Here is a 25751-nt window from a genome sequence, read left to right on the forward strand (position 1 = left end):
ATATGACGCATCCGCCTAGTTCCACGTCCAAGGTCGACGGGATCATCGGTCCCCTTCGCAATGTTACGTTCCGGCGTATCTGGCTGGCGAGCTTGTTTTCCAACTTGGGAATTCTGGTCCAAGGTGTCGGGGCGGCCTGGGCCATGACTGAGATGGCGCCTTCAGCCGACAAAGTCGCGCTAGTTCAGACGGCGCTGATGCTGCCCGTCATGCTGATCGCGATGCCCGCCGGCGCCATTGCCGACATGTATGACCGTCGCATTGTCACACTGGTTTCGCTCGGCATCGCATTTGTCGGCGCAGCGGTACTGACGGCGCTCGACTGGCTCAACCTGATCACGCCGAACATTCTACTCGCGTCCTGCTTTGCCGTCGGCACGGGCATGGCGCTAATGGGACCGGCTTGGCAATCCTCGGTCAGCGAGCAAGTGCCAGTGGAAGCGGTGCCTGCGGCGCTAGCACTGAACAGCGTCAGCTACAACATCGCGCGCAGCCTGGGCCCAGCCATCGGCGGCATCGTTGTAGCGGCCTCGGGCGCTGTTGCTGCGTTCGCCCTCAACGCCCTGCTTTATCTGCCACTAATGCTTGCGTTATACCTGTGGAGGCGCATCTCAGACCCCTCGCGCCTGCCTCGCGAAAGGCTTAGCCGCGCGATCGTTTCCGGAGTTCGTTACATCAACAATTCGCCTCCAATCAGGATCGTGTTGACCCGCTCCGCGGTTACAGGTCTGATTGGCGGCGCGATAACAGCGCTGATGCCGCTAGTCGCGCGCGATCTCCTGCACGGTGCCGCGCAGACCTATGGCATAATGCTCAGCGCTTTCGGACTGGGCGCGGTGATCGGTGCACTCAATATTACCGAGCTGCGCAAACGTCTGACCGGCGAGGCCGCCGTCCGCGCCTGCTGTCTATCAATGGGCGGCGCCGTCGCCGCCGTGTCGCTAAGTCGCGCCCCGGTATTGACAGCGGTAGCGCTGGTTTTGGCTGGCGCCGTGTGGATGATGGCGTGGATGGTCTTCAGCATTGGGGTACAGCTATCAGCGCCAAGATGGGTCGCCGGCCGCGCTCTTGCTGCCTATCAGGCGGCGAGTTCAGGCGGTATAGCCGTCGGAAGCTGGGCGTGGGGTCATCTGACTGATGTGGCCGGCGTTGAAACGGCGCTCCTGGTTTCGGCGGCCCTTCTATTCGTTTCGCCCGTTCTGGGCCGATGGCTGCAAATGCCGAGCATTATCGTGCATGATAAGGACGCCGACATGCTGGCGGATCCCCAGGTGCGGCTTCCGATTACCGGACGGAGTGGGCCGCTTGTTGTGGAGATTGAGTATAGGGTCGCCCAAGAAAGCGCCCGGGCGTTTCACAACCTGATGCAAGAGGTGCAGCTTTATCGCCAGCGCAACGGGGCCTATGGCTGGTCGATAGCTCGCGATCTTGCGGATCCTGAGCTGTGGACGGAGCGCTATCACTGCCCGACCTGGCTCGACTATCTACGCCAGCGCAACCGCTGGACACAGTCAGAGCGCGCACTGGATGGTCGGGCGGCCGCTTTCCATATCGGGCCTGAGCCGATGCGTATCCGCCGCATGCTGGAGCGACCCTTCGGATCTGTTCGCGGGAAAGAATGGATGCCCGACCGTGCTGCGAACGACGTCGGACCCACAGATTCCAAAATATAACAGGATGCATTCACATGCATCAATATCAGAGATCTAACGTTCTTACTGGAGCGGGGAAGCGCATTGCCGAAGGCGGGCACATTGATGACAAACGACATGCAAGCTCGAGTGTTTCGTTGTGAACACTTGTACGGTCGCAGTCCACGACTGCTTCGAGATCCTCGGCTCGTTAGACCAGGCCGCTTACTGGGTTTGGTCCTGCCGAAACATGCGAACATGTCTCAAACGGACGGTTGCTACGGAGATCATATTGCTTTCCATGCGAGCCAACGTTTCTCGATTGTCTTCCGCATTGGTCATGACCATATCGGCCGGCAAGCATTTGAGCTAAAGAAAATTCGGCCTTAGATACGCATTGGCCTGTGTGCAGGCGGCAGCGATTTCGGCCCGGTTCAGGAAGGCGACAAACCCTTTGTGCGTTCGCAGCGGGAGGCCACGCAGTTCTGGTTCCGATAGGCACCCTCGCAGAACAATTTGATCGGCGCACCTTGATTGATCGTTCAGAACGTCAGCAATGGTCGGCGGCCATTTCCGGTTCTGATTTTCTGAGAGCACGATCGAGCTTGTCATGAGTGAGCGGCCAATGTCGTCGTGTGCGGATACAGTCGGCGAGGAGCGCCAAGGGCATTCTCATACGAGATCGGATCGTGATGCTGGTCTCGCTCGCAATTGCATCGAGCTGGTGACGTCGGAAACGCTCCCGCGGCGGACGCTCTGAACGGCACTACCCACAACACCCGTGCAATTTTAACCCGGCAATCGGCGGGACCGTGGTCGCGGCCTCGGGTGCGGTGGCTGGGTCTGCCCTCGACGCACAGCTCTCTCTGCCATTTATAATAGTGCCGTTTCTGTTCGACGGATCTCTACACCCCGCCCGATTATCCTCTCGAAACGCTCGACCGCGCCATTGTTTCCGGTGTGCGCCAGATCACGAATTCGCCCACGATCAAGATCATAGTGATACACGCTGTCGTCACCAGACTGATCGGTGCCGCGATCACTGCGCTGGACCTACAGCGTTATGCTCAGCGCATTCGGTCTTTGCGCGATCTCTGCTAATCGATCCTAACCTGCGACTTTTCCTCACCGGGTGCAACGGGCCGCTCGTCGCCGAGATTTTGATATCGGGTAGCACAAGAGAATGTGCTTCCATTTCACAGCTGCCGCCCGCCGTCCAGCAATACCGCCAAGGCATACGGCTTGTCGATGCGCGTGAGATCGCAAATTCTGAGCTGCACGCGATGGGTATACTGCCCTGCATGGTTTGATCTTAGGCGGACGAAATTCGATCGCGCGCTCGATCGTCAAGCGGCAGCTCCAGCCGGTATACTGGGCAAAGCGGTAGCCGAGCCGCGCCGCAAGTGAAAGTCGACGCGATGTACGGGTAATGCAAAAGTAGTTGCCACGCGCGACTTCGTTCAGACGCGCGCGGTTAACGCAAATATTGATGAAGCATGAGGCTAGAACGAAAGCCGGCTGAATCGAGTAAGCGGCAATGGCGCGCCCCGGGCGATATCTACTATCAGTTTAAATAGTTTCAGCGCCCGCGGCCCCCGTATAAAGTCAATACGATCAAGATCGTGGACCTTCGTGAGAAGGCAATTCCCTCTGGACGTTGTAGTGGAGACAGAACCTATGAAACTCGCTGCCGGATACAAGGCATTTTGGGAGGCCGCCCACAAGAACTACCCTCAGCAAATGAGTTCAGATGGACTTCTAGACCAGTGGGGAATGTTCGAGGCAATAAAAAACGTGGTGAATGCTGATCATTCTGACCGCTTTGCGAAGCCTTCTGAACGTGACTGGATGATATCCATCTATCCGTGGACCTTTGACAAGCGCTCAACAAAGGTTGGAGCGTTGGCGAAGACTTACAAGGGGCTAATATTCCTCAAGACTCCCTTTGATATAGCTCTGTATCCCAGGCTCATTTGGGAGCTTCAGCCCAGAACAATTCTGGAGCTCGGTTCATACCAGGGCGGCAGCGCCTTGTGGTTTGCCGACAACATGTCCGTGCTTTGTGAGCTAACTGGAGAAGTACACTCCTTTGATTTGCATACCGAATGCATTCACGACGATGCAAGAAAGCATCCACTGATCTCCTTTCATCAGGTTGATCTTTCGGACGTCAACAACTTCGACGAAGATTTACTAAAGACGCTCCCTCATCCTTGGCTTGTGATCGATGACGCGCACGTTAAGATTTTTTCCACCTTCTCCTATCTAAACAACTTTCTTGTGTCAGGAGACTACTACGTGATTGAAGACAATCCTGTGAGAGCAAACAAGACAATTATCGACGGCTTCGAGTTGATCGAGCGATCCGGGTTCTTGATCGACACTTATTACACAGACTCGTTTGGCGCGAATCTTACGTGCGCTCCGAATGCCTGGCTTCGAAAATCGTAAATCTGGCTTGGCAGCCTTTTTGACGATGCCAACCCCGCACTGACTGCCTCGCTGACAACAATCAGCAGGAGATGCTCGCCGCCGCCCGAGCACGAACTTGGTGATTGTCGTTATTGCATAAAAGTCCTTATCTATACCCTTCCATTTTCCAAGAGCATCCCAACGCGCTTCTTGCGCAAGCGTTCGGACCTGGCATTGGCTCAACGCCGTTCGATGACGAGCTGCATTAGTGTTCTTGGGCGAGACCTCTTGGGCGGCGCACGAGATGGCTGCGAAGATCAGCCAAGAACCAGAAGGCTGCAATGAAGCTTCGCGACGGATGCAAAAGTCGTGGAAGTAGTGATCAGTATCTGAACAGATTTTGCGACAAATTGCGCGCTCGCACCCTGCGACGGCAGGTGGGATAGTCTCTACGGTAGAGTTGGGGATGGCGACCTCCGTTGTCTCTACAATCGGCCGGGCTCGCGGCGTCCGGCTTGATCTGCACACCAAGTTCGAGCCAGTGAACATTACTGTTCTCACAAACTGTGACGGGGCCTCAAGAGACCCGCAACGCAGCCATAGAGCGGATCTATACCGACAAGTGCTGCCTCACACGGCGGAAGATGCACACTTCGCGGTTTACGTCTTCATCTTCGGCGCGAAGCCGACATCCTCAATACAACTAGAACCGCATTTGGCGTTGCATTTCCCATTGGAAGCTCATGTAGAGCGTTCGATCTGGCATCGGCCCGAAGTCTCGGACACTTCGGCTCGAACGTTCGCGTACGTGGGCGAGACTCGAACGCCCTTACACGCCTTCGTCGCGATCCATCCCAGAAACAACTTTTCTCCAGCGATCAGACGAGCGCACCAATCTCATTGACGCGTTGAATGTGGTAACCGATATCACCAAGCGTGCTTTCGATCATGGTCAACCGCTTGAAATAGTGGCCAATCCTAGCCTCCATAGTCATGCCGATGCCGCCATGAAGCTGAATCGATTGCTGACCGATCACTTTGCCGCTCCGGCCGATCTGCACCTTTGCCGCCGCGACCGCTTGCGCCCGGCTGGCTGCATCAACGAAATTGGTAGCCATGGTCGCAAACATCGACATCGAGCGCGCCTGTTCGAGCGCAACGAACATCTCGGCGGCGCGGTGCTGCAGGCTCTGAAAGCTGCCGATCAGCACGCCAAACTGCGTCCGCGTTTTGAGATATTCGACCGTGATCTTTAGCGACTCATCCATGGCGCCGACGGCTTCGGCGCAGAGCGCGGCACGGGCCTCATCGATCACGCGCTCAATTAGCAGCACTCCGTTTTCTGAATCGCCGATCGCGGCGTCGGCGCTAACCTCGACGCCTGTGAACGTGATGTCGGCGGCCTGCAGGCCGTCCTGTGTCAGATAGGTCTTCTTTCCAATGCCATTCGCATTGGTTGGAACGAGGAAGACACCGACTCCGGTCTTGTCCCGCTGCGCGCCCTTACTACGCGCTGTGACGACCAGGGTGTCGGCGTTCTGGCCATTGATGACGAGCAGCTTCTCGCCGTCTATCACCCAGCCGTTACCCCTCTTTTTCGCTGATGTGGCGATGTCATAGAGATCATAGCGGGAGCTTCTCTCGAGCTGGGCGAACGCAAACGTCCTCGATCCATCGATGATTGAGGGAACGTGCGCGGCCTTTTGCGCGACCGAACCGCCATGGCGCAGGAAACCACCGCAAATCACGACAGTCGGCAAATAGGGCTCTAATACAAGCGCGCGTCCGAGCGCCTCCATGACGATCATGGTCTCCACCGCTCCGGCTCCGACGCCTCCGTCGCTTTCCGCAAACGGCAGACCAAGCAGGCCCTGCTCCGCCAGCTTTTGCCAAACGAGCTTGCTCCACCCCCCCTTCTCCTTCATGTATTTCTTGCGCTGCTCAAAATTATAGGTCTCGGCGAACAGCCCATTCAAACTTTCCTTGAGCAACCGTTGCTCCTCCGAGAACTCGAAATCCATGTTATCTGTACCTGACAGTTTCTGTGCATGTTCTCTAATGGCCCGCTCTCAAGCACAGCTTGCGTGAAACGGGTCCTGGAACAGTCCTTCGCCTAACCACTCTCGTGGATCGAGTTTTCTGCGCCTGCTACGCGTAGAGACTAGTCGTCCTACTCTCAAAGCCGGGCAACGAAGGACAAAGGTTAAAGGCCGAGCACTACCTTACTGATAATATTGAGCTGGATTTCGTTGGAACCGCCGTAGATCGAGACCTTCCGGTTGTTGAAGTAGCTTGGCGCGATCTGCGCAATCCAATCCGTTGCCTCAATTGACGACTCGACGTTCTTATCGTAAGGTGCGGCGAACGGTCCTATCACTTCCAGCAAGAGCTCGGTGGTCGTCTGCTGGATTTCCGAGCCCTTAATCTTGAGTACCGAGGACGCCGGATTGGGCATACCGTTGCCATGCTTGCTTTCATGAGCGATTATACGGAGCTGAGTCAGCTCCAGCGCCTTCAGCTCAATTTCGCAAGAGGTCAACTTCTCACGAAATGCGGGATCGTCGATTAGCGGCTGGCCTCCGGATTCGAATTTCGACGCTACCTCCCTAATGCGGCGAACGCGCTCTTTGGAGACGCCAACGCGTGCAATGCCGGTGCGTTCATGGCCGAGGAGGAACTTCGCATAGTGCCAACCCTTATTTTCCTCACCGACCAGATTCTCAACGGGCACCTCAACATCATCAAAGAACACCTCGTTGACCTCATAGCCACCGTCGATCGTCTGGATCGGCCGCACCGTGATGCCCCTGCTCTTCAAATCTACTAGGATGAAGGAGATGCCGGCCTGCTTCTTGACCGTCGGATCTGTGCGGCAAAGGCAGAAGATCATGTCGGCATATTGGGCGAAGGTTGTCCACGTTTTCTGCCCGTTAATGACATACCTGTCGCCCTTTCGTTCCGCCTTAGTCTTTAGCGAAGCTAGGTCCGAGCCAGATCCTGGCTCGGAAAAACCCTGGCACCACCAATCGTCCATATTAGCGATCCGCGGCAGGTAGTGCTTCTTCTGTGCCTCATTTCCGAAAGTGTAGATGACTGGCCCGACCATGCCGACGCCGAAGGCAAGTGGCACTGGCGCCGGATACATCTGCAGCTCTTCCTTGAATATGTAATGTTGCACGGGGGTCCAGCCCGCCCCGCCATACTCCTTCGGCCACTGACCGACGCACCAGCCCTTCTTGTTCAGGAGGCGCCACCAAGCTACCAGCTCGTCTTTGGGCAGCTGCGCCCCTTTGACCAGCTTGCACCGCATTGCCGGCGGCACGGCTCGACGCAGGAACTGCCGAACCTCTTCGCGGAACGCATGTTCCTCATTAGTCAGTGCGAGATCCATAGGCTTCTCCTGTATGCGGTTCACTCCTGAGCGAGGTCAATTCCTAGAGGCGGCCGCTCCGAAATGGCGACCGCCCTCCTCTTGAAGTTGATAGCGAGCTTGTCTCACGAGGCCGTTGTTTGCTTCACTCGAGATAGGCTTCTGATCAGCCCGGCGGCTGGTCTCTCGCGCGTTCGGCCTATGATGTGGGTCGGAAGGGACCAATCGCTTCAGAAGAACTTGTTGCCTATAGGCATAAGCAACCTCCGTGCCAGCAGCTGAAGCGGATTGCGCTTGATCTGTTGAGCTTGCGGGCCAAATGATCGTGCTGGCGACAGACATTGTGGCATTGTCAACAAGGAGACAACGGTACAACAAACAACAGCGCGAATCAGACCCCACGGTAGTTGATAGCACCATACGCTTTTTGCAGGTGGGAGCCGCGCGATGCCCCGGGCCAGAATACATTATGGCAGCCTTCTCGAATTGGCTGCTCGCGCAATCTCGGCGACGGCTACTCTACCACGCTCCATGAGTCTGGAAGTAGTGTTCACGTTCTCGGGTGCGACGCCTCTGAGAGCTGTAGCCATTCCGTTGCAATGCTGCAGTCCTCATGTTCATGAACTGAGGTGCGACAACTGCCATAGATGAGTCGCGATTTCGTCAAATACGACATTCGTCTCGTGCGAGGTTTGCTGGCGCGTGCTCCGCTTAAACTGCCGGCGCTCGATTACCGAGCGTTATGGAAGTGGTCTGCTAGCTCTCGTCAGCTACAAGACATCAAGATTCGCCATAGTGCAGCCGTTCAATGACGCGCAACGCCTTGTTTGACGTAATGGAGGCGTCCTAATGATCGCAAAGCCCATCCAGATTGGTAACCAAACGTATCGACGTGCCAACTGCGATCGAGCAGTAGATCGGAAAGGCAGATCACTGAAAACGGCATCGTGCTAGTCGTCCGCACTGCCTCAGGGGTGGCGCAGCCGCATCACAGTCAGTCTGGGGAAATACTAGACTTTAGCTTCACCTGGCGAGCACCTATTCTTTGCCGCGCGTACGCTCGTGGTCGCGGACCCGAGGCTACCTGACCTAAGCTGGAACACCGCTTGACGCTGGTGCCTGTCAGTTATGTGCGTCAAGTTCAGCAAAAACGATCAAGGGGTCCGGCTGAGCTATCCCCTCGGAGCCGTCGCTCGCTTGTCCAAAAGCGTAGCGCTGGCGAGCGACGGCGGCGGAGAGGGATGGCGTGCATCCCCTTGGTGGGCCTGAGCATTGTCAGGCCGCCTAGCGTAGCGTTTCCTTCTTGCGCTCCTGAGCAGATCCATATTGAGATAGCGGTGGCCTTCGAGCCAAGCCTCGTGACGCTCGGCCGTCAGCGCGCGCACGAGCCGCAGGCAACTCTCGGCATTGGGGAAGATTCGCACCACGTAGGTGCGTCGCCTGATCTCCTCGTTGAGACGTTCCAGCATGTTGGTTTGACTTTCATGTGCTTGCGGTGCGCGCACATAACAGCGCTGCCAGCACGCGCCCGCGAGTCCTTCGGCGATCGCCTTCTTCAGCCCGGGTGATCGTGGAGACCACGAACTCCACGCCGTGCAGGCCGCAGGCCCGCAACGCCTCCAAAAGCTCCTTCCAGCTCGACCGGCTCTCCCGGTTGGCCAACTCGACCGCGAGCCCTGACGGCGGCCTTCCCAGTCGACTCCGATCGCAATCAGCACCGGCTGGCTCGCAATGATCCCATCGTCCTGGACGCGCGCGGAGCGCGCGTCCAGGATCAAATAGGGGAACGGCTCGTTCAGCTTGCGCTCGCAGAACGCCTCAGCGACGCATCCAGCCGCTTGTTGGGTGGGGCTGATCGCCGAGGCCGAGAAGGCATGGCCCACCAGCTCCTCGGTGACCTGCTTGACCTTCCGCGTCGAGACGCCTTGCACGTACATCTCGGCCAAGGCCGCAACCAGCGCCTTCTCCGAGCGCTGGTAGCGCTCGAACAGCTCGGTCGAGAACCGCCCCTGCTCGATCGTGCGGCACCCGCAGCTCCAGCTTGCCGACCCGGGTGATCAATGCGCGCGTACAGTAGCCCGAACGGTAGCCGAGCCGTCCCTCGCTCCGCTCGCTCTTCTCCGCGCCCAACGCGTCGGTCATCTCGGCCTAGAGCGTCTCCTGCACCGCCGCCTGGATCAGCGGCTTCAGGAACTCCTTGTCCGACGCCAACAGCTGTTTGATGGCAGATACATCCGTCCTAATCTTCGTCACGGTCATGGTGGTCCTTGCTCCTCTACGAGCGGTGATCTTCGTAACTACCGGTCTTACCATGACCGCTTCAGCCTCTCAGCTTTTGCAGAACCTCCCGCACACTACCTGTCCGCACGTACTCGGAACGTAGCGACTACGAGTCCTACGTCGCTAGAAGGACGACTTCCCGGGTGCGGAGGACTGTAGTGATAGCGCATCCGGTCGAACCGGCGGATGAGAAATCCAGTCTCTCTCCATAGGACCCTTAGCGTCGTTCCCGGACCGAGCCCTCCTGAGCCACCGACGCAATCAGCGCACCGTCGGATCTAAAGATTAGGCCTCGAGTAAGGCCCCGGCCGTCTTGTGCGCTTGGTGAGTCATGAGCATAAAGCAGCCAATCATCGACACGGAACTGCCGATGAAACCACATTGAGTGATCGAGGCTTACGACCATTACCCGCCTGTCGAAGGGCGCCCGGCCGTGCCGCGCGGTTACCGCATCGAGCAGCGAGTAATCGGAGGCATAAGCCAGCGCGCACATATGCAGTGCGGCGTCATCGGGTAGTTTTTCGGCAATTTTAATCCACAGGTGAACCGCGCCATCGACGACCTTCTCGCCAAGATAGCGGCCAGTTTCGACGGGGCGCAGGTCAATTCCATAGTGCCGGCGGATGAACTGAGGCGTTTCGACAAACGTCGGCCACCCGAATTTTTCCTTCACAATGCATTGTTCCTGAGGATGGACCACCGGAATGTTGTCTTGGTGTTCGAAAGCTGCGCTCTCTTCGACGTGGAAGGACATCATGGCGGAAAAAATTGCATTATCACACTGCAGCGCGGTCACGCGCCGCAATGAATAGCTGTTGTCATCGCGCAAACGCTCGACTTGATAAAGGATCGGCAACTGCGGGTCGCCAGCTTGGATAAAATAGCAGTGGAGCGAATGTGGCAGCCGGCGTTCCGCTGCTCGACATGCCGCGACCATTGCCTGCCCGATCACCTGGCCGCCAAATAATACTCGGGCGCCGGTGCCCGCGACCTTGCCACGAAATAGGTCCCTCTCGATCGTCTCTAGATCGAGGATGGCACGCAGATCGAGCAGGATCTTGGACATTGATGTGCCTTGGGCTCTTCAGCGACGGTTTCGGCTCGGCGCAGCCATTAATCTGCAGCATTTCGACATCCGTGATTGAGCCCTGGAATGACGGGCGCGCCTTTTCTCGTCTCGTGACCTGTTCCACCTATGCTGGAGTGCGGTCAAAGAGGGAAGCTCGCAGTGGCTCATCGGACAACGAGAGTTCATTTGAACTCTCCCATCTGCTACGTGCCAATGACACTAAGGGATCCTGACAATCCCAGCAATTGGCGTGCCGCCAAGGCGATTTGGTGCATTGGTGACGAGACAGACGCCAACGGGTCGCGTCTCCGACAGGGACACTACTCCAGTGTTTGCTCCAGACATTTACGTCTGTAGTTCGACACTGCCAAGGACGACATCCGCGCATGAAGTCAAGGCCATTGCGTCTCAACGAGAGTTGGCCGGAGTTGCTTCGAAACAATCCTGAGAAGCTCACATCGAACAAATCGTATCTGGCATTTCTCCTGTCCACTTGAAGAACGAATAGGACTTTCAGCCGTTTCCAATTTGGCCCCTATTCTTTAAGCATGGTAGCCTGTTGTATGTCCCACTTGATCGTCCAACGTACGACGAGGTGCGAACTCGGAAGACGCTTTCCCCCAATGGAACCCAACTTCATTTGTGACGAAAGCACCTTGGACCTTTTCGGCGCCAGCGATTCAGCCGCCTAAGTGTCCGCCAGCCCAGGTAGATCAGGATACGCAAAAGTCAAATCAGATCACTGGCGCACTAGCGCGCAACAAATCTTGCGAGCGCTTTGCGATCAACCTCGATACCGAGACCAGGTCCCTCGGGCACCTGGATGACGCCGCGGACGTGCTCAAGGGGCTCAACAAGAATTGCCTGCCGAATGGGGTGCTCCGTGCGGTCCAATTCCAAGATGGGTGCCATTGGCATCAGCGAAGGCCGTGTATGCGGCGGCAGAACTGCAAGCAGCTGAAGAGAGGCGGCGATCGCAATCCCGGTACCCCAGACGTGCGGATTGTAGCGAATGCCGAAGGCTTCCGCCATGTCGGCGATTTTCTTACATTCGGATAGACCGCCCGCAGCGCAGGTATCGGGCTGCGCGATGTCAAGCGCGTGCATGACGAACAGCTCTCGAAAACCAAACCGGGTAAACTCACATTCGCCGCCGGCAATTGGGATCGACAGCGCGGACCTTACCGCACGATAACCGGCAATATCTTCCGGTGGAACCGGTTCCTCGAACCATCGAACGTCGTGCTGCTCGATCATTCGACCGAGCCGAATCGCAGCGATGCTGTCATAGGCGTGATTTGCATCTATCATCAACGCTGCACTCGGCCCAATCGCTTCGCGCACTGCGCGCGTCACGGCGGCGTCTTCCTCCACACCGAAGCCGACCCGAAGCTTTAGCGCAGAAAACCCTTCGGCGACGTAACCGGCGGCTTCTTCGGCGAGATATTGGATTGGATCTGCAGCTCTACGCCGATACAGGCCGGTGGCATACGCCGAGATCCTGGTACGTTGCGGACCACCCAGTAGCTGATGCACGGGCGCGTCAAAATATTTGCCCTTGATGTCCCACAACGCGATATCGATGCCGCCTAATGCTTGAATCACAGCGCCTTTCTGGCCGTGATCACGCATTCGCGCGTAGATCAATTGCCAAAGATAGTCCGAGCGTACCGGATCTTCTCCAATGAGCCACGGCGCAACGTGCTCGACGGCTGCGGCCGTTATCCGCGCGGGGCCATAACATTCTCCCCAGCCAACGATACCTCGATCTGTCTCGATTTCAACCAGCATGGCCGTGCGCGTGCTGAACCAACCTCGCGAACACGCCAGCGCCTGCGACAGCTCTGCTTGAAGGATGTGCGTGCGAACGGCCTTAATTTTCATAGATGTTCCCTCTTAGTCCCCACTCCAGGGCCGCTAACAAATCGAATGTCTGTGGACCACGATTCAGCAGGCGGCAGCCTACGAATGTGCAAGCTTGAGCCTTAGCGTGCTGACAAGTACATCCGTGCTCGCAGGAGGACCGGTGTTAGGCGCGAGCGCGGTTGCCGTCCTAGTCTTTTCCGTTCGGTTGTAACGATCAGCTGCGAATCCCGCCGTGTCCTGAAGCGCGGCCTTACTGACCTCATCTATGAGCCAACCTGCGAGGCCCCTATCTCGCCGGAGAACACCTGCCCCAGTTGGGGCCCGCGGCTCTCCATCAGCCCTCTATCTACGCTGCATGGCACGGATACCGTCTTGCCTCTCTCGGGACGCCCTTCTGAACGGCCAGACCGCCCTTCTCCGCACTAACGATGTACTAGCATCCGGCATGCATCCTCAATGCCAGCGGTCAGACCGTTACCGCGCATCAGCGACGATTGCTTCAAGCCTCTTGGCGGAGAACACGACAGTTACCAGTACCGCCGAGGGATACGGGATCAAAACGACACCACATTCGTCTGGATCTGATTGACACCCGCAATCCAAGAGAAATTCACCCCAGATGCTACCGTCCTGTGGCCAAGCTTTCATCAGCGTATGAGTTGTTGCTCAAGCTGACCTAGGAGGCCTGCGCCTGCTTGGCGGACTTGATGCGCATTACGCTGCGTCGGCTTTCCACACTCACCGGCACCTCGCCATCGATCACAGCACGACGTACAACGCGATGCTGATTGCCGTAGTCGTTCACGGCATAATGTTGGGTCGCCCGATTGTCCCACATGACGACGTCACCTTGCTTCCAGTTCCAGCGCACGGTATTTTCGGGCGCCGTGATGTGAGACTGGAATAGATCGAACAATTTCTGGCTATCGTACTTGGAGATTCCAACAAAGCGTAGCACCAAATCTCCAAGGACGAGTGTACGTTCGCCGGTTTCGGGGTGAACGCGGACGACTGGATGCTCCGTCTCATAAATTGTTCTGGTGTAGATCTCATCGAAGTGCTGCCTGTCCGCCTGGCTCGCATTCCCCATTACGGTATAGTCATAAGCATTGCTATGAACGGCCCATAACTCATCTGCAAGGCGTTGAAGCGGCTTTGGCAGCCCGAGATAAGCTGCCGCGGTGTTCGACCACACCGTGTCACCGCCAAATGGTGGGATCACGACGCCTCTCAAGACAGCAATCTTGGGATAGGCATCTACGAACGTGACATCGGTGTGCCAGAAGTCAGCTCGACTACCGCAACGTTCTGAATTCAGCTCGATCATCGAAGCTGTCCCTTTCGAAACAGCCATCGTCGGATGAGGCACAAGCTTACCCAAACGACGAGCAAACCGCTCGTGCTCGTCGTCGTCTAGATGACCCTGATCGCGGAAGAACACCACCTTGTGCTCAAGTAGCGTATCGTTAATCGCTTTAATCGTCTCGTCCGACAAATCTCCCGAAAGCTTTATATTGACCACTTCCGCGCCAATGCGTGCGGCGCGTTTGATGACGTTAAAACCTGTGACATTGTTGTCCAGTTTTGCTTTGCTCATCGTGGTTTCTCCGGTTTTTGCCTCTTTGTTAGATAAAGCTAGTCAGCCGCTGGTCAGAGCCCTAAAAGTCGATGGCAGCCCGCGAGCAACACCATTGTGGAACGCACGGTATCTTCCGTTCCGTGGTGCCCCGCACGTAGCGCTCTAACATCTGCTTCAGCTTCTGTTCGCAGAAAGTGCGTACAAGAGTTACGAGCTCGATGCGTCCGAGTTCGGGCGGATGTCACGATCACGGAAGCGCCTCATGCTATTGCAACATGCCCAGCAAGTGCTGTGCCAGCTACTGCTTAGGCGGAAGGACATGCGGTCCATGCCAGAGCCGCAGTATTTTGGTCCGAAGTCGGACGAGCTGAGCAGAAGCCGTCCTGTCGAATTGCACGAAATGCGACAGCGAAGGCTAACGCGTTGAGTGGCGCCTCTTCGCAGAACGTAAGCGCGCTCGCAGTGCATCGCAGAATTGAGGTGAGTCCGCGCAACGCTGCAAGAACCTGGGCCCGCATATAATCTGGTTAGCGATTTGCATCGTCAGATCATCTGACGCGCCGCAAACAAGATGTAAGTCGGTTATGTCAGTCGACGCGACTGGAGCGAGCGACAAGTCATCTAGTCTGGCAAACCGATCATCAGGATCGGTTTTTTCTCAGGGTCATGCTATCTGCGCCTAGTATTGCGCGTGGAAGCGCATATTTCGATGAAATATACTCTGTCCGCGTCCGGACCAACTCATACTTAGCTAGATCGCATCGTTATGTCGAAGCGGATCGCATGCCAAACGGGCTATGCCATCCACCCGACATGAGCACGCTCGTCTTCAACTTCATATATTGTTCGACCGCCTCCACTCCGTGCTCCACACCAAGCCCGCTTGCCTTATGCCCCCCAATTGGTGTGCCAACGGAGAGGGTATGCGCACAATTAATCCAAACAATTCCGCTTTCGACCGAGCGGCGCGCCCGTTCGGCACGATAAAGCGACGAGGTCCAAACCGAGGCAGCCAAACCATACTCAGTTTCGTTCGCAAGCTGCCACGCTTCTTCATCGGTATCAAAGGGCCGCACCGCCATTACCGGGCCGAATATTTCCTGTCGCGCAAAATCGCTGTCAAACGCGTACTTCGTCACAATCATAGGCGGGAAGAAATGTCCACCAGGGACGGGCCGATAGCCCTTCTCGCAAACATGGCGCCCATCCACCCCCGCGGTAAGCCGCCGAACACGCGCAAGTTGCTCAGCGGAAATGAGAGGGCCGATCTGAGTTTGCGGGTTCAATGGGTCGCCTATGCGCAGATCTGCTGCGATAGCGCTACAGAGTGTCGCAAAATGCTCTATTAACGGCCGCGCGACCAGAACGCGTGCGCAGCTGGTGCAGGTTTGGCCGGCATTCTTGAAAGTGCTGAAGACCGCGGCGGATGCTGCGCGTGGCAGATCAGCGTCATCGAAAACGATCAGCGGCGACTTTCCGCCGAGCTCAAGGATGACACCCTTAAGCGCCTCACCAGCTAGAGCCGCAACGCGTCGACCGGTCTCCATGGAGCCAGTAAAGCTAATCTTCGATACCATCGGATGCGTGATGAGCGGCGCGCCTGCTTCGGGCCCAAATCCAGTAATGATGTTGACGACGCCATCGGGCAGTCCAGCTTGCTGCATGAGCGCAGCTAGCAGAACCGTAACCAGCGGACTCTGCTCTGCCGGCTTGAGAACGATCGTATTTCCGCAAGCCAAGATTGGCGCGATCTTCGTAGCTGCATTTAGCAAGGGATAATTCCACGCCGAAATCGCGGCTATGACCCCAAATGGCTCCCGCTCGACGAGGGCCGTCGTGTCGCTACCCATCGGCACAGTACTGCCGTGCAGTTTGTCGGTTAAGCCAGCGTAATAGTCGAAAAGCTCAGCCGCATGCTGTACGGAATCTGTTGTGGTTTCGCTGATCGGTCTTCCGCTATCGAGAGTCTCAATCGTTCCAAGCTCTTGGGCGTGCTTGCGGATTTCCTGCGCGATGCGGAGCATCAGCGCCGAACGCTTACCGCTATCCCCGGCCCAGGACGTTGCGACGGACTCAGCTGCCCGCACTGCCCGATCCGCATCTGTGGCCTGCGCCCTCGATGCTACCATCAGATGCCGATTGTCAATCGGGCTCGTGACTGCGAATGAACCAGCATCCGCGGCACAGCACCATTGCCCACCGATCCAGAGGGTGCCTCGGTCAAAGCATTCCGCTGGGAGCAGATCTCGGATGTCTTCGTGCATGTCCCACCTCTCCTCTCGAAGATGTCTCACTTCACACTATCGAGCCGATAACGAGCTTTGCCACCGCCAAGATCTAGGACGGAACCGACTCGCTCTAGGAATCGTTTAGACCGCGAAGCGGGCGCTGGCTGAGCTCAATGCCTTAAGTTCTTGCAGTTAAATTGTCCTCAGTCCGCTCTCCCATCGACTACTCGTTCCGAAGCTCGTCCGCCGGCATTTCCAACTGCTCCGCGCGACTGCTCGACGTGACTTAGGCCCTGTGGGGGCTAGCAAAGTCGGCGCGCGGAACAAGCGTGAGTGCGCCAGTGCCATCCGATTCATTGCCCAGCGGCACCTGACGGCCGAGCGTCGCTCAATGTCGCTTCGATCGTGTAGCTTACCAGACTGACTAGCGAAGGCGTTTACAACTCCGACGGCTTCTCAACTTTCGGAATGAGGATCGAGCGCGATCTCACCAACTCGCAGCTCACGATTTGAAAGGAGCCCAAGAGCTATTGCCGCCATCGGACGCATCCAGCGATTCTATCGTAGCTCTACACCTGACTAGATTCGCATGGGCAGTGGTGCAGTCACCGGTGAACATCAGAGAGCCAGCACCGTCTCGACGACGTTTGCCCAATAACCGATTCCATAAGGCAAGGCCTCATCATTGAAGTCATACCCGGGGTGGTGCAAGCTAGCTGTTGATCCGTTGCCAAGAAAGATAACCGCCCCTGGCCTTGCTTCAAGCATGTAGGCAAAATCTTCCGAGCCCATCCGCGGGCTTATCTTTTCATCCACGCAAGCAGATCCAACCAAATTGCGTGCCGCTTTTACCGCGAGGTCAGTTTCTCCTGGATGGTTGATCGTGACAGGGGCGCACCTGCGGTACTCAAAGTCGACATCTGCGCCAAATCCGCGCGCTATGCCCTGCGCCGCTGCAAGAATCTGCCCTTGCGCGAACTCCCGCAGGCCGGGCACAAGAGTTCTGACGCTGCCCGCCAGGTCTACTTGGTCGGGAATGACATTGTAGGCCTGAGCCGCGTTGAGCTTGGTCACAGATATCACGAGTGCCTCCATCGGGCTTGTTCTTCGAGAAACCAATGCTTGCAACCCAACGATAATCTGTGCCGCGATGACTACCGGATCGATGGCCTCGTGAGGCTTAGCCGCATGGCCGCCCCGCCCCTTCACGATGAGGTCGAACTCGTCGAGCGCCGCCATGATCGGACCTTGGCAGATGCCGAAATGGCCAACTTCTATTCCTGGCACATTGTGCAGACCGAACACCTTGCTTATTGAGAAGCGATCCATGATTCCTGCCTGAACCATCCTTTGGCCACCCTCCCCACTCTCTTCGGCCGGCTGGAAGATCAAGGCTACCGATCCCTTGAAGCGCCGAGACGCCGCAAGGTATTTCGCGGCGCCTAATAGCATGGCGGTGTGACCATCATGCCCACAGGCGTGCATCTTGCCGGGTACTTTCGAGCACCAGGACTTCTTGGACTGTTCAATTATCGGAAGCGCGTCCATATCCGCGCGCAGTGCGATCGTCGGCCCGTTTTTACATCCCTCGATCAGGGCGACGATACCAGTTTCCGCTATCCCCGTTTCGATGTGATCAACGCCGAAAGAAGCGAGCTTCTCGGCTACAAATCCGGCCGTGTTGTAAAGCCGATATTCCAGTTCAGGATGTTCATGAAGTTGGCGGCGCCAAGCAGTCGTTTCCGGCTGAAGATATCGAAACGCTTCGATGCTGTTCATGCGGAGCCCGCAGCTCGAAAAAGCTTGTGATCTGTATAGCTGAGCAGTTCAGCGCCAGATTCTGTAACAAGCACGTGCTCGCTGCAGCCCAACAGACGCCCAGTTTCCCCAAACAAGATAATGGGAAGATGAAGGGTCATTCCCGGCTCTAAAATATCTTTCGCGGCAGGCTCCAGACTAAGGTTTCCGCGTTCAGTCCAGTGGATACCAGTCTGGTACCCGGTACGATGGCGAAAAGCCCCTGGCCGTCCAGATCGCTCAATCACCTTGCGCGCCGCGGCGTCCACGACCTTCGCGGCTACCCCCGGCTTGATTGCGGCAACGGCGGATTCGAGGGCTTCGACCGCAAGAGCGTGCAATGATTCGGCCTCACGATGCTGGCCAAGCACACCGCTTCGGACTAGTCCTGCGGCATAGCCATGCTTGACGCCGCCAATCTCGATCATGGCAGGTTCATTGTTTCGGATTGCGTGAGGCGTCGGGACAGCGTGCGGCATCCTCGTCCGATCGCCGAACACGATGGTAGCGGATCGCCATATTTCGCCGCCAGCCTTGCCGACTTCCCGAGCTATGATAGCGTACATTTCAGATTCGGTTATGCCTTCGCAAAGCGAGTTGCGAAACACTCGCACAGCGAGATCGGTTACTGTCATTGCTTGACGCATCACATCGAGCTCAAGCTGGCTTTTGACCGCGGCGACTGATGCAACTAAATGGGAAGCGTCGGCAATTTTCATGCTTGGACACAATTCTTGTACTGCACTCACATCGGCAGGTGCAAGATTCCAACATCCTAATTCGAGACCCACCCTCCGATCATGCAGCCGATGCTGGCGTAGAACCTCGGCACAGGTCTTAGCAATATCGCCGGCCTGCCTATAACAAATGACCTCATCAACGCATCCTTCGGCACGGACAGCCTCGGCGTCGTACTCTCTTGCGACGAAAACCGGTGCGCACCCCGGTGCTAGAATTAAAGGGAACGGAGCGAAGTACCCGCCAATTCCGTGATAACCGGAAAGATATCTGAGGTGGCCGATAGCGGTAACCACAATTGCGTCAAGTTCGGCGCGCGCTACCGCTTCAAGTACCTTCCGCTGTCGGCGATCGTACTCCGACCTTGGGAATGGAGGCCCCGCCAAAGGGATTTCCGAACCTGTCGTTGTGAGCATAGAACTCTCCAGCTTCGGCGATCCCGCGCCTGCGACTTCTCTCTCGAGCACACGCTCTCGTCGAACACTCAGCGATTGGATACAGCGCCTTCTAATCCGCCCTTGCCGCCCCAACCCGTCTGTAGCAGACATTGAAGCGCTCGGAGGCGCAGCAAACAACTGCCGGGTTTAGTAGTTTCAGAGCTGACCGGCAAACATTCAGGCCAGCTAGCACGGTCAGGATCATGTCTGAGCCAAGCACCTGCTTAACTACACACAAGGCGCCGAAACGATCGGACTTTGTCACGGGCATATTCGAACCCAAAGGCATTGCGAAGCACATCGCAGGGCCAGTGCGCGATTGGAGTTTTTCACGAGGAACGCTGCGATTCCAACAGCCCTCCGTAATGATCGTGCAATACACAGCATGGTCGGCACCAGCGTGCGAAGGGTGATGACTGACGGCACGATCGATTATGGTGATGAAAAGTAAGGACTAAGATCGCAGACTTCGACTGCTGCAATCGAGGCGACGAGATCTCCAGGGTATCAAATGGTCGTTGATCCACTCCTTCGTTTTTTGCGAAGGCAGATGAATAACAAACAGCACGGCCAGTCCGATGGCCGCTGTTGCTCTCGCAAGCCACTTATTTCCTCGTTTGCGTAAGCTCAGCGTCGCTCGCGCACCGAGCCCTCCTGGGCGACCGAAGCCACAAGCGTGCCGTCGCGCCTAAAGATCAGCCCACGGGCGAGACCACGTCCGCTCTGCGCGCTTGGCGAATCCTTGGCGTAGAGGAGCCAGTCGTCGGCCCGGAAAGGACGATGAAACCACATCGCATGGTCAAGACTTCCGGACAAGATGCGTCCATCAAACAGTGTGCGCCCGTAGCGTGCCATCACGGCATCCAACAGCGTCAAATCCGAGGCATAGGCCAGTGCGCATATGTGCAGTGCCGGATCGTCGGGCAGCTTTTGCGCGGCCTTCATCCACATGTGCAGCCTTCCGTTCTCGATTCTTTCGCCAACATACCTGCCGATCTCAACGGGACGAAGCTCGACTGGACGATCCGGTTCATAGTAGCGCCGGACAATTTCGGGCAGATCGGCATATAGGGGCATCTTCGACAACTTTTCGGCTGCGAAATGTTCGGGCGCTGGCACCGCAGGCATTTTATCCTGGTGTTCGAACGCCCCTACTTCGCCCTTGTGGAACGAGACCATGATCGAAAAGATTGCGCTACCGTGCTGGGTCGCAGTGACGCGCCGTGTCGAATAGCTCTTGCCATCGCGTAGGCGCTCGACCCTGTAGATCAGGGGTACCTCAGGATCCCCAGTGTGGAGGAAATAGCAATGGAGCGAATTCGGCAGCCTGGCTTCGACTGTGCGACATGCTGCAAACATCGCCTGACCAATGACTAAACCGCCGAATACTCGTTGTTCGCCGACGTTTGGGCTCTTGCCAAGAAATAGGTCAACCCCGATCGAGTCAAGATCGAGAATGGCTGCAAGGTCGATCCTGCTTTTTTGCATTCAAGAACTCTTAGCTAGTTCAGCGTCATCGCTGGTGCGGTACGATCATGGGGACCGTTGTCGTGGGCCTTCGAGAGATCAAGTATCCTTGCAACCCGCGTTTCGGAGTCCGGTAGCCGGACTGCTTCTCCGCTTACAGCACACCGTACGAGCGACAATTCACACCGAGGAACTTGCGACTGCCGTAGCGGCTATGATGATCATTTAAGGCTGATGCAATCGGTGTGCCGCTCCCCGCATCAGCCGACGAGATGCACAATGAGGAAGTTCTTGTGCGTCAACACTCGGAGTACTGTGAGCGTTTGGTTCCGAACACGTCGTGAAGCAAACAGCTGGGATGCGATTGGCTTACATGAAACACGATGCGAGCCCTTATTTGATCTGCATCCAGACCCCGCAGGTCTTAGCGGCAACGGCTCAAGGAAGTCCTGATCGACTAACGCGACGCGGTTTAGGCGACTTTGCAGCTCCATGACGACCAGGTTTATATAGCAGATTGCAGAGGGTCCGGTGATGATTCCGCCCTCAGTGTACGTGAAGATGCCGCGCTCAGCATCGTTGCGGATTGCATATTGGCGATGATGAACCAATTCGGTCTTGAGCATGGGGAAGACGCATTTCACCGGCGCATTGTCTAGGTCGGATTTGCGGCTCGTCTAAGGCCGGATGCCCGCGGCCTGCAGCGCTTGGCGATAAACGTTGAACTCTCTTGGGTGCCGCGATCGGAGTGACAAACCAGATCGGCACCTGACTTTTGACCTCTTGATCGCCATCCTCAATGCGGCGAGCGGCAATTCGGCGCGCATATGCTTCGGATCTGCAAGCCTGCCCCACTTCTTTAGAGAGTTCAAATCGCTTCGGCGGCGCCTGCGCCGTCTAACTGGCTCAGAGAACGGCGAAAGGGCCTACCGCGCTCGCTGTTGACGCCCAAGCGCGCGATCAGTGGGGATGGTCCGCGCGCGAAGGCCGCAATTGAAGTGCTCGCGACCATCTCAGGTTAGTTAAATTGGCGCCGCGCGGCCCATCCATGCAGACTATGCGTCGGACCTTCGGTTTTTCCGCGAGAACTAGCAGCCGAATAGGTGCGAGGAACAGTCCGCCCCCTGCTCAGTGCAGCACCGTCAGCCCATTCTTGACGACCGTAACCCGACGCTCCCGCACGTAAGCTTCGAATGAGATCGAATTACCGTCCTTCCAAAGATTGACGGTAACAACTTCGCCCGGGAACACCGGCGCCGAAAAGCGAGCGCGGTGACGATTAAAGGCAGACGGATCGTAGTCGGCGTAGGTCTGCAGGACCGCTCTGCAGGTCAGCCCATACGTGCACATTCCGTGCAGAATGGGCCTTGGAAAACCCGCCCGACAGGCGAACTCCGGATCACTATGCAAAGGGTTTCGGTCACCAGAAAGACGATAGATAAGAGCTTGGTCGGGTCGGGTTGGAATATCGAGTGATCTATCTGGTGGTCGGCGGGGCACTTGATGCGGCTCGGGCATACCCTCCGATGGCCCGCCAAAGCCACCGTCCCCCCTCGCGAAGGTCGATGAAACGATTGTGACGACCTTGTCACCGCCCTTTTCTCTGACAATAACCTCGTTCTGAATAATCGCTCCTTTGTCCTTGCCTTTGTCATAAATTCCCATTACGCGCGCGTCCGCTGTCACGTTCGCCGCGACGGGCATGGACTTGTGAAACGTGATGTCCCGGTCGCCGTCAACGACCATGACCCGATTCAGATCAATGACTCCGGGGCGTGCGCCCCAAACGCAGACGGACGCGAACGTCGGCATCACCTTTAGTGGCTTTGAAGTTGCAAATGCCTCATTGACGAATTGCAGCTCCTCCTCATTTAACGGATCTGAGCCCATGCCCACCCCAAGCGCATAGAGCATTACCTCTCTGTCAGTCCAGGAATAGGGAGTTCCATAAGTCTTCAAGTTCAGTGCAGCGGGATAGTCGAGGGGCATCCGAGCCTTTCTATCATTGAGCCCAAGACGCGTCGGGACTCAACTTGATGTGCTTCGTGGGGCGGCGCGCGTACAGCAGATGCTCCATGTTCGTCGCCCACGAACGAGGGCGTGCCGCAGACCTCATTGTTCGGGCATACCATCAAGCCAGCAGGCTGTCGCGACGTGCGGTCGCGAAAAGATCTTACCGATCTTCTCGGGAACTTTATGCTGGTGGTATCGCATATACACGCGACCATCCTGTCCTAAATCCAATATCTCTATTTTTCCTGTGTAGTGGGACATGATGTATTTAAACGTCTTCTCGATCCCGCTCAGACGTTGGTTGATACCGCGCACAACTTCCAGTCCGCGCCCCAGTGCGACTTGGAAGTGTGAGGCGCCCTTCACCGGCCTCGCTTGAAATAAATAGTAGGGCCGCACTCCGATTTCGTGGCATTTGGCGAAGGTCGCAGCCAATATCTCGGGATCATCGTTGACTTTGGCGAGAAGCACCGATTGGTTAAGGAATTGCACGCCCTGTGCTCGCAAAGCTCGAACTCGGTGCTCCGCGCCGGATGATATCTCACCTATGTGATCGAAATGCGCGACGATGATTGGGGATTTGCCTGCCTTGTGGATACGCTGGAACAGCGCCGGTAGAGCGGAGTCATCAAACCGCCTTGGCGCATAGGCCAGCATTTTTGTGCCAAATCTGATCGACTTCAAATGCTTTATCGGCAGCAGGTGGTCCACGATCTTGTTCAAATTCGACGTGCTGAGCACGAACGGGTCACCTCCGGAAAGAAGTACGTTCGTCATCTCAGGATGGTGAGAAATATACTGCGCGACCCGACCGAAGTCGGGTGCGATTTCATCCGAAACTTTGCCTACAATGCGCTTTCGAAAGCAGTAACGGCAGTATGAACCGCAGCGTTCCGTGACCAACAATAAGCCAGTTTGGGCGTATTTGTGCTGGAGTCCCGGCACGACCGTGTTGTCGTGCTCGCCGCTCGTGTCCAAGGTGCCTGGACTGTCGAACTCTTGGATTGAGGGCTCGACAATGTATTTCAGCTGATCGTAGTACCCGCTCTTGATGATCTGTTCACGATAAGACTTTGTGACATGATAAGGCGTGATGTTGCTAATTTTCAGTTCACTTTCGCTCACGACGCGCGTTTCTTCGATGAACTTCAAGCCGTGTGCTCTGCGATCCAGCTGACTAGCTGTGGTTTCCATAGCGCACCTCTTCCGCGCTTATCAGCGCGTTTTAGATTCAATGCGATCCTTCTCGTCTACAATACAGCACCATCAGTGGATCGATACCTACCTAGTGTGGTGATGCCTATCGGACTCGATAATTGAGAAGAGCGCACTGGTACTCGCGCTAGATGGCCGCGAAGGACCATAGCGGCCTAAGTTGCAGCCATCGAGCGAATTGCAAGGGATAATGCAAGTCGGGCGAACCATGATTATCTTCAAGGCTGGCTGAGGTGGCCAATAGGAAGGCTCTTCTGATTTAGGTGATCAGGGCGGTTTGAGGAAAGGCACAGCAAAGCAGTTTTGACGATCGACAAGCGTGACAGACGTCGTTACGCCCCGGGCCGATGTCGGCGCATGCGCCATGGCAATGCGCCGAACCGCCATAAGAAGACGACCACGGTCCTGCGGACCGCATCTGCGAAGGGCTTGATGCGCCTCGTGCTCGACGCGCGAGTCAACGCCGAGTGGTTCGCGGCCCAAGGGTAGCAAACCTTTTCCCCGTGGTGCGCCAGAGCGACGCGGTGAGTCCTCACAGTTTGCCGAGCCTCGAATGAAGAGGCTACATGCCTCATAGTCAGGCGCCGGAGCGCCACGATTATTTCTGCCGTCCCACAGCTCGGATCTCAATCCGGCCGAGATGACATTCGCAAACCCAAGGGCCATTGCGCGGCAAGCGCGCCCATGCCGTGGTCCTACAAACGCGCGGCATCGCCAAGCTCGATGCGCTCCAGCTTTTCAACGCCCCAGCACCGATAGGCAAGGGCCGGCTCGCATTGTACTCGGCTCCCACACGAGAATAGCATCGACTGCTCGCGCCTTCTCAGCAATTCTGCGGACAAGAAGCAGCTTGCCCGCGGCGGTTAGCGGTCCTGAGAACAAGAAGGCCGGCACCGTTTGATATGCCGGGCAGCAACTCAGTTGCTGGCCGGCGTCGTACGAATTTCGGACGTGCTGATTGCGCTAGGCAGCTTTAGCGGCCCGTGATTTCGGCCGTTTCATGTGGGGTACGCCGGCGCCGATTACACGCTGGTCCATGGCCCAATAAGGATTGCCGATTTTGTTGAGGGGGTACGGCTCAGTCGCGCGATTGTCCCAGATTACGACGTCGCCGGATTCCCATTTCCAGCGCAGAGCGTTCCGCGGCGCGAGAAGGTAGGATTGCAGCAGTTCGAACAGTTTTTGCCTGGGATCGCGCTGCAGGCCGAAAAAATCCTGCACGGAACGACCAGGCGAGAGCATACGTTCGCCGGTTTCGGGATGAACACGAACCAATGGATATGTCATTTCGTGGATCATTCCGGTAGATACGCCGCCCGATCCGCTCTTGTTGATGGTGGCCCTCTCTGTCGCAGTGGGATCGAATGCGGCGTAGCTCACAGCCCAAAGGCTATCAGCCAACCACCGTAGGGATTGGGAAAGTCAAGATAGGCGGCCGCCTTGCTCGACCAAGCGATGTCCGCGCCGAAAGGTGGGAGCCCTGGGCCCCACAGCACTGAGTTGTTGGGCGGCCGGCACAGAAGACGACCTCATCCTCCATTTGGTCGATATCACTGTCGGGCGCGGGCAAGCAGCGTCTTCACGGCTGTTAAGCCCTCCCGTTGGATCCACTATTATGGGATCCGGTATCAGCGAGCCGAGCCGAAGCA

The 25751-nt window shown here is 56.8% G+C and carries 14 protein-coding genes and 1 pseudogene; 2 read left to right on the plus strand and 13 right to left on the minus strand.

The window, feature by feature from the left end:
- Window positions 1-2: 2 nt before the first annotated feature.
- Window positions 3-1673 (plus strand): MFS transporter, encoded by a 1671-nt coding sequence (locus YU9_RS0120895; RefSeq protein WP_027574554.1) that lies wholly within the window; start codon window positions 3-5, stop codon window positions 1671-1673.
- A 1635-nt stretch (window positions 1674-3308) separates the two neighbouring features.
- Window positions 3309-4082: a CmcI family methyltransferase gene (locus tag YU9_RS0120905; protein WP_027574555.1), complete on the plus strand. Its 774-nt coding sequence runs from the start codon at window positions 3309-3311 to the stop codon at window positions 4080-4082.
- Window positions 4083-4921: 839 nt separating this feature from the next.
- Here the strand turns inward: YU9_RS0120905 and pimD are convergent.
- The 13 genes and pseudogenes from pimD to YU9_RS44675 all read right to left on the minus strand — a co-directional run bounded on the left by pimD (window position 4922) and on the right by YU9_RS44675 (window position 25482).
- Window positions 4922-6064 carry a pimeloyl-CoA dehydrogenase small subunit gene (gene pimD / locus YU9_RS0120910; RefSeq protein WP_027574556.1) on the minus strand — a complete coding sequence of 381 codons (1143 nt, stop codon included), beginning with the start codon at window positions 6062-6064 and terminating at the stop codon, window positions 4922-4924.
- 182 nt (window positions 6065-6246) lie between these two features.
- Window positions 6247-7434 (minus strand): pimeloyl-CoA dehydrogenase large subunit, encoded by a 1188-nt coding sequence (pimC, locus tag YU9_RS0120915; protein WP_027574557.1) that lies wholly within the window; start codon window positions 7432-7434, stop codon window positions 6247-6249.
- A gap of 1151 nt (window positions 7435-8585) precedes the next feature.
- Window positions 8586-9672: pseudogene (locus YU9_RS42090) on the minus strand (IS256 family transposase).
- A gap of 238 nt (window positions 9673-9910) precedes the next feature.
- Window positions 9911-10759, minus strand: coding sequence for an acyl-CoA thioesterase II (locus YU9_RS0120930; RefSeq protein ID WP_027574559.1), 849 nt, complete (start codon window positions 10757-10759; stop codon window positions 9911-9913).
- Between the two features lie 753 nt (window positions 10760-11512).
- Complete coding sequence (locus YU9_RS0120935; protein ID WP_027574560.1) at window positions 11513-12646, minus strand: mandelate racemase/muconate lactonizing enzyme family protein; 1134 nt, start codon at window positions 12644-12646, stop codon at window positions 11513-11515.
- A gap of 658 nt (window positions 12647-13304) precedes the next feature.
- Window positions 13305-14225: a TauD/TfdA family dioxygenase gene (locus YU9_RS0120940; protein WP_027574561.1), complete on the minus strand. Its 921-nt coding sequence runs from the start codon at window positions 14223-14225 to the stop codon at window positions 13305-13307.
- A 746-nt stretch (window positions 14226-14971) separates the two neighbouring features.
- A complete protein-coding gene (locus YU9_RS0120945) occupies window positions 14972-16471 on the minus strand; it encodes an aldehyde dehydrogenase (protein ID WP_063623731.1) in 1500 nt (499 codons plus the stop codon).
- Between the two features lie 582 nt (window positions 16472-17053).
- The gene (locus YU9_RS0120950) at window positions 17054-18214 is read right to left on the minus strand and encodes a M20 aminoacylase family protein (protein WP_027574563.1); all 1161 of its coding nucleotides are present in this window, start codon (window positions 18212-18214) and stop codon (window positions 17054-17056) included.
- Window positions 18211-19386 carry a Xaa-Pro peptidase family protein gene (locus tag YU9_RS0120955; protein ID WP_036017690.1) on the minus strand — a complete coding sequence of 392 codons (1176 nt, stop codon included), beginning with the start codon at window positions 19384-19386 and terminating at the stop codon, window positions 18211-18213. The genes YU9_RS0120950 and YU9_RS0120955 overlap by 4 nt, the downstream gene beginning before the upstream one ends.
- 648 nt (window positions 19387-20034) lie before the next feature.
- The gene (locus tag YU9_RS0120960; protein WP_027574565.1) at window positions 20035-20895 is read right to left on the minus strand and encodes an acyl-CoA thioesterase II; all 861 of its coding nucleotides are present in this window, start codon (window positions 20893-20895) and stop codon (window positions 20035-20037) included.
- A 1107-nt stretch (window positions 20896-22002) separates the two neighbouring features.
- A complete protein-coding gene (locus tag YU9_RS0120965) occupies window positions 22003-22863 on the minus strand; it encodes a MaoC/PaaZ C-terminal domain-containing protein (protein WP_027574566.1) in 861 nt (286 codons plus the stop codon).
- Window positions 22864-22986: 123 nt separating this feature from the next.
- Window positions 22987-24081, minus strand: coding sequence for a KamA family radical SAM protein (locus YU9_RS0120970; RefSeq protein WP_027574567.1), 1095 nt, complete (start codon window positions 24079-24081; stop codon window positions 22987-22989).
- 984 nt (window positions 24082-25065) lie between these two features.
- Complete coding sequence (locus YU9_RS44675) at window positions 25066-25482, minus strand: TauD/TfdA family dioxygenase (RefSeq protein ID WP_156952020.1); 417 nt, start codon at window positions 25480-25482, stop codon at window positions 25066-25068.
- Window positions 25483-25751 lie beyond the last annotated feature (269 nt).

It is taken from the genome of Bradyrhizobium sp. WSM1743 (genome assembly GCF_000473065.1).
Lineage (GTDB): Bacteria > Pseudomonadota > Alphaproteobacteria > Rhizobiales > Xanthobacteraceae > Bradyrhizobium.

Bases quoted from the DNA above. Each gene is read 5' to 3' on its own strand.
- YU9_RS0120895 (WP_027574554.1), top strand. From the start codon at position 3: ATGACGCATCCGCCTAGTTCCACGTCCAAGGTCGACGGGATCATCGGT.
- YU9_RS0120905 (WP_027574555.1), top strand. From the start codon at position 3,309: ATGAAACTCGCTGCCGGATACAAGGCATTTTGGGAGGCCGCCCACAAG.
- pimD (WP_027574556.1), bottom strand. From the start codon at position 6,064: ATGGATTTCGAGTTCTCGGAGGAGCAACGGTTGCTCAAGGAAAGTTTG.
- pimC (WP_027574557.1), bottom strand. From the start codon at position 7,434: ATGGATCTCGCACTGACTAATGAGGAACATGCGTTCCGCGAAGAGGTT.
- YU9_RS0120930 (WP_027574559.1), bottom strand. From the start codon at position 10,759: ATGTCCAAGATCCTGCTCGATCTGCGTGCCATCCTCGATCTAGAGACG.
- YU9_RS0120935 (WP_027574560.1), bottom strand. From the start codon at position 12,646: ATGAAAATTAAGGCCGTTCGCACGCACATCCTTCAAGCAGAGCTGTCG.
- YU9_RS0120940 (WP_027574561.1), bottom strand. From the start codon at position 14,225: ATGAGCAAAGCAAAACTGGACAACAATGTCACAGGTTTTAACGTCATC.
- YU9_RS0120945 (WP_063623731.1), bottom strand. From the start codon at position 16,471: ATGCACGAAGACATCCGAGATCTGCTCCCAGCGGAATGCTTTGACCGA.
- YU9_RS0120950 (WP_027574563.1), bottom strand. From the start codon at position 18,214: ATGAACAGCATCGAAGCGTTTCGATATCTTCAGCCGGAAACGACTGCT.
- YU9_RS0120955 (WP_036017690.1), bottom strand. From the start codon at position 19,386: ATGCTCACAACGACAGGTTCGGAAATCCCTTTGGCGGGGCCTCCATTC.
- YU9_RS0120960 (WP_027574565.1), bottom strand. From the start codon at position 20,895: ATGCAAAAAAGCAGGATCGACCTTGCAGCCATTCTCGATCTTGACTCG.
- YU9_RS0120965 (WP_027574566.1), bottom strand. From the start codon at position 22,863: ATGCCCCTCGACTATCCCGCTGCACTGAACTTGAAGACTTATGGAACT.
- YU9_RS0120970 (WP_027574567.1), bottom strand. From the start codon at position 24,081: ATGGAAACCACAGCTAGTCAGCTGGATCGCAGAGCACACGGCTTGAAG.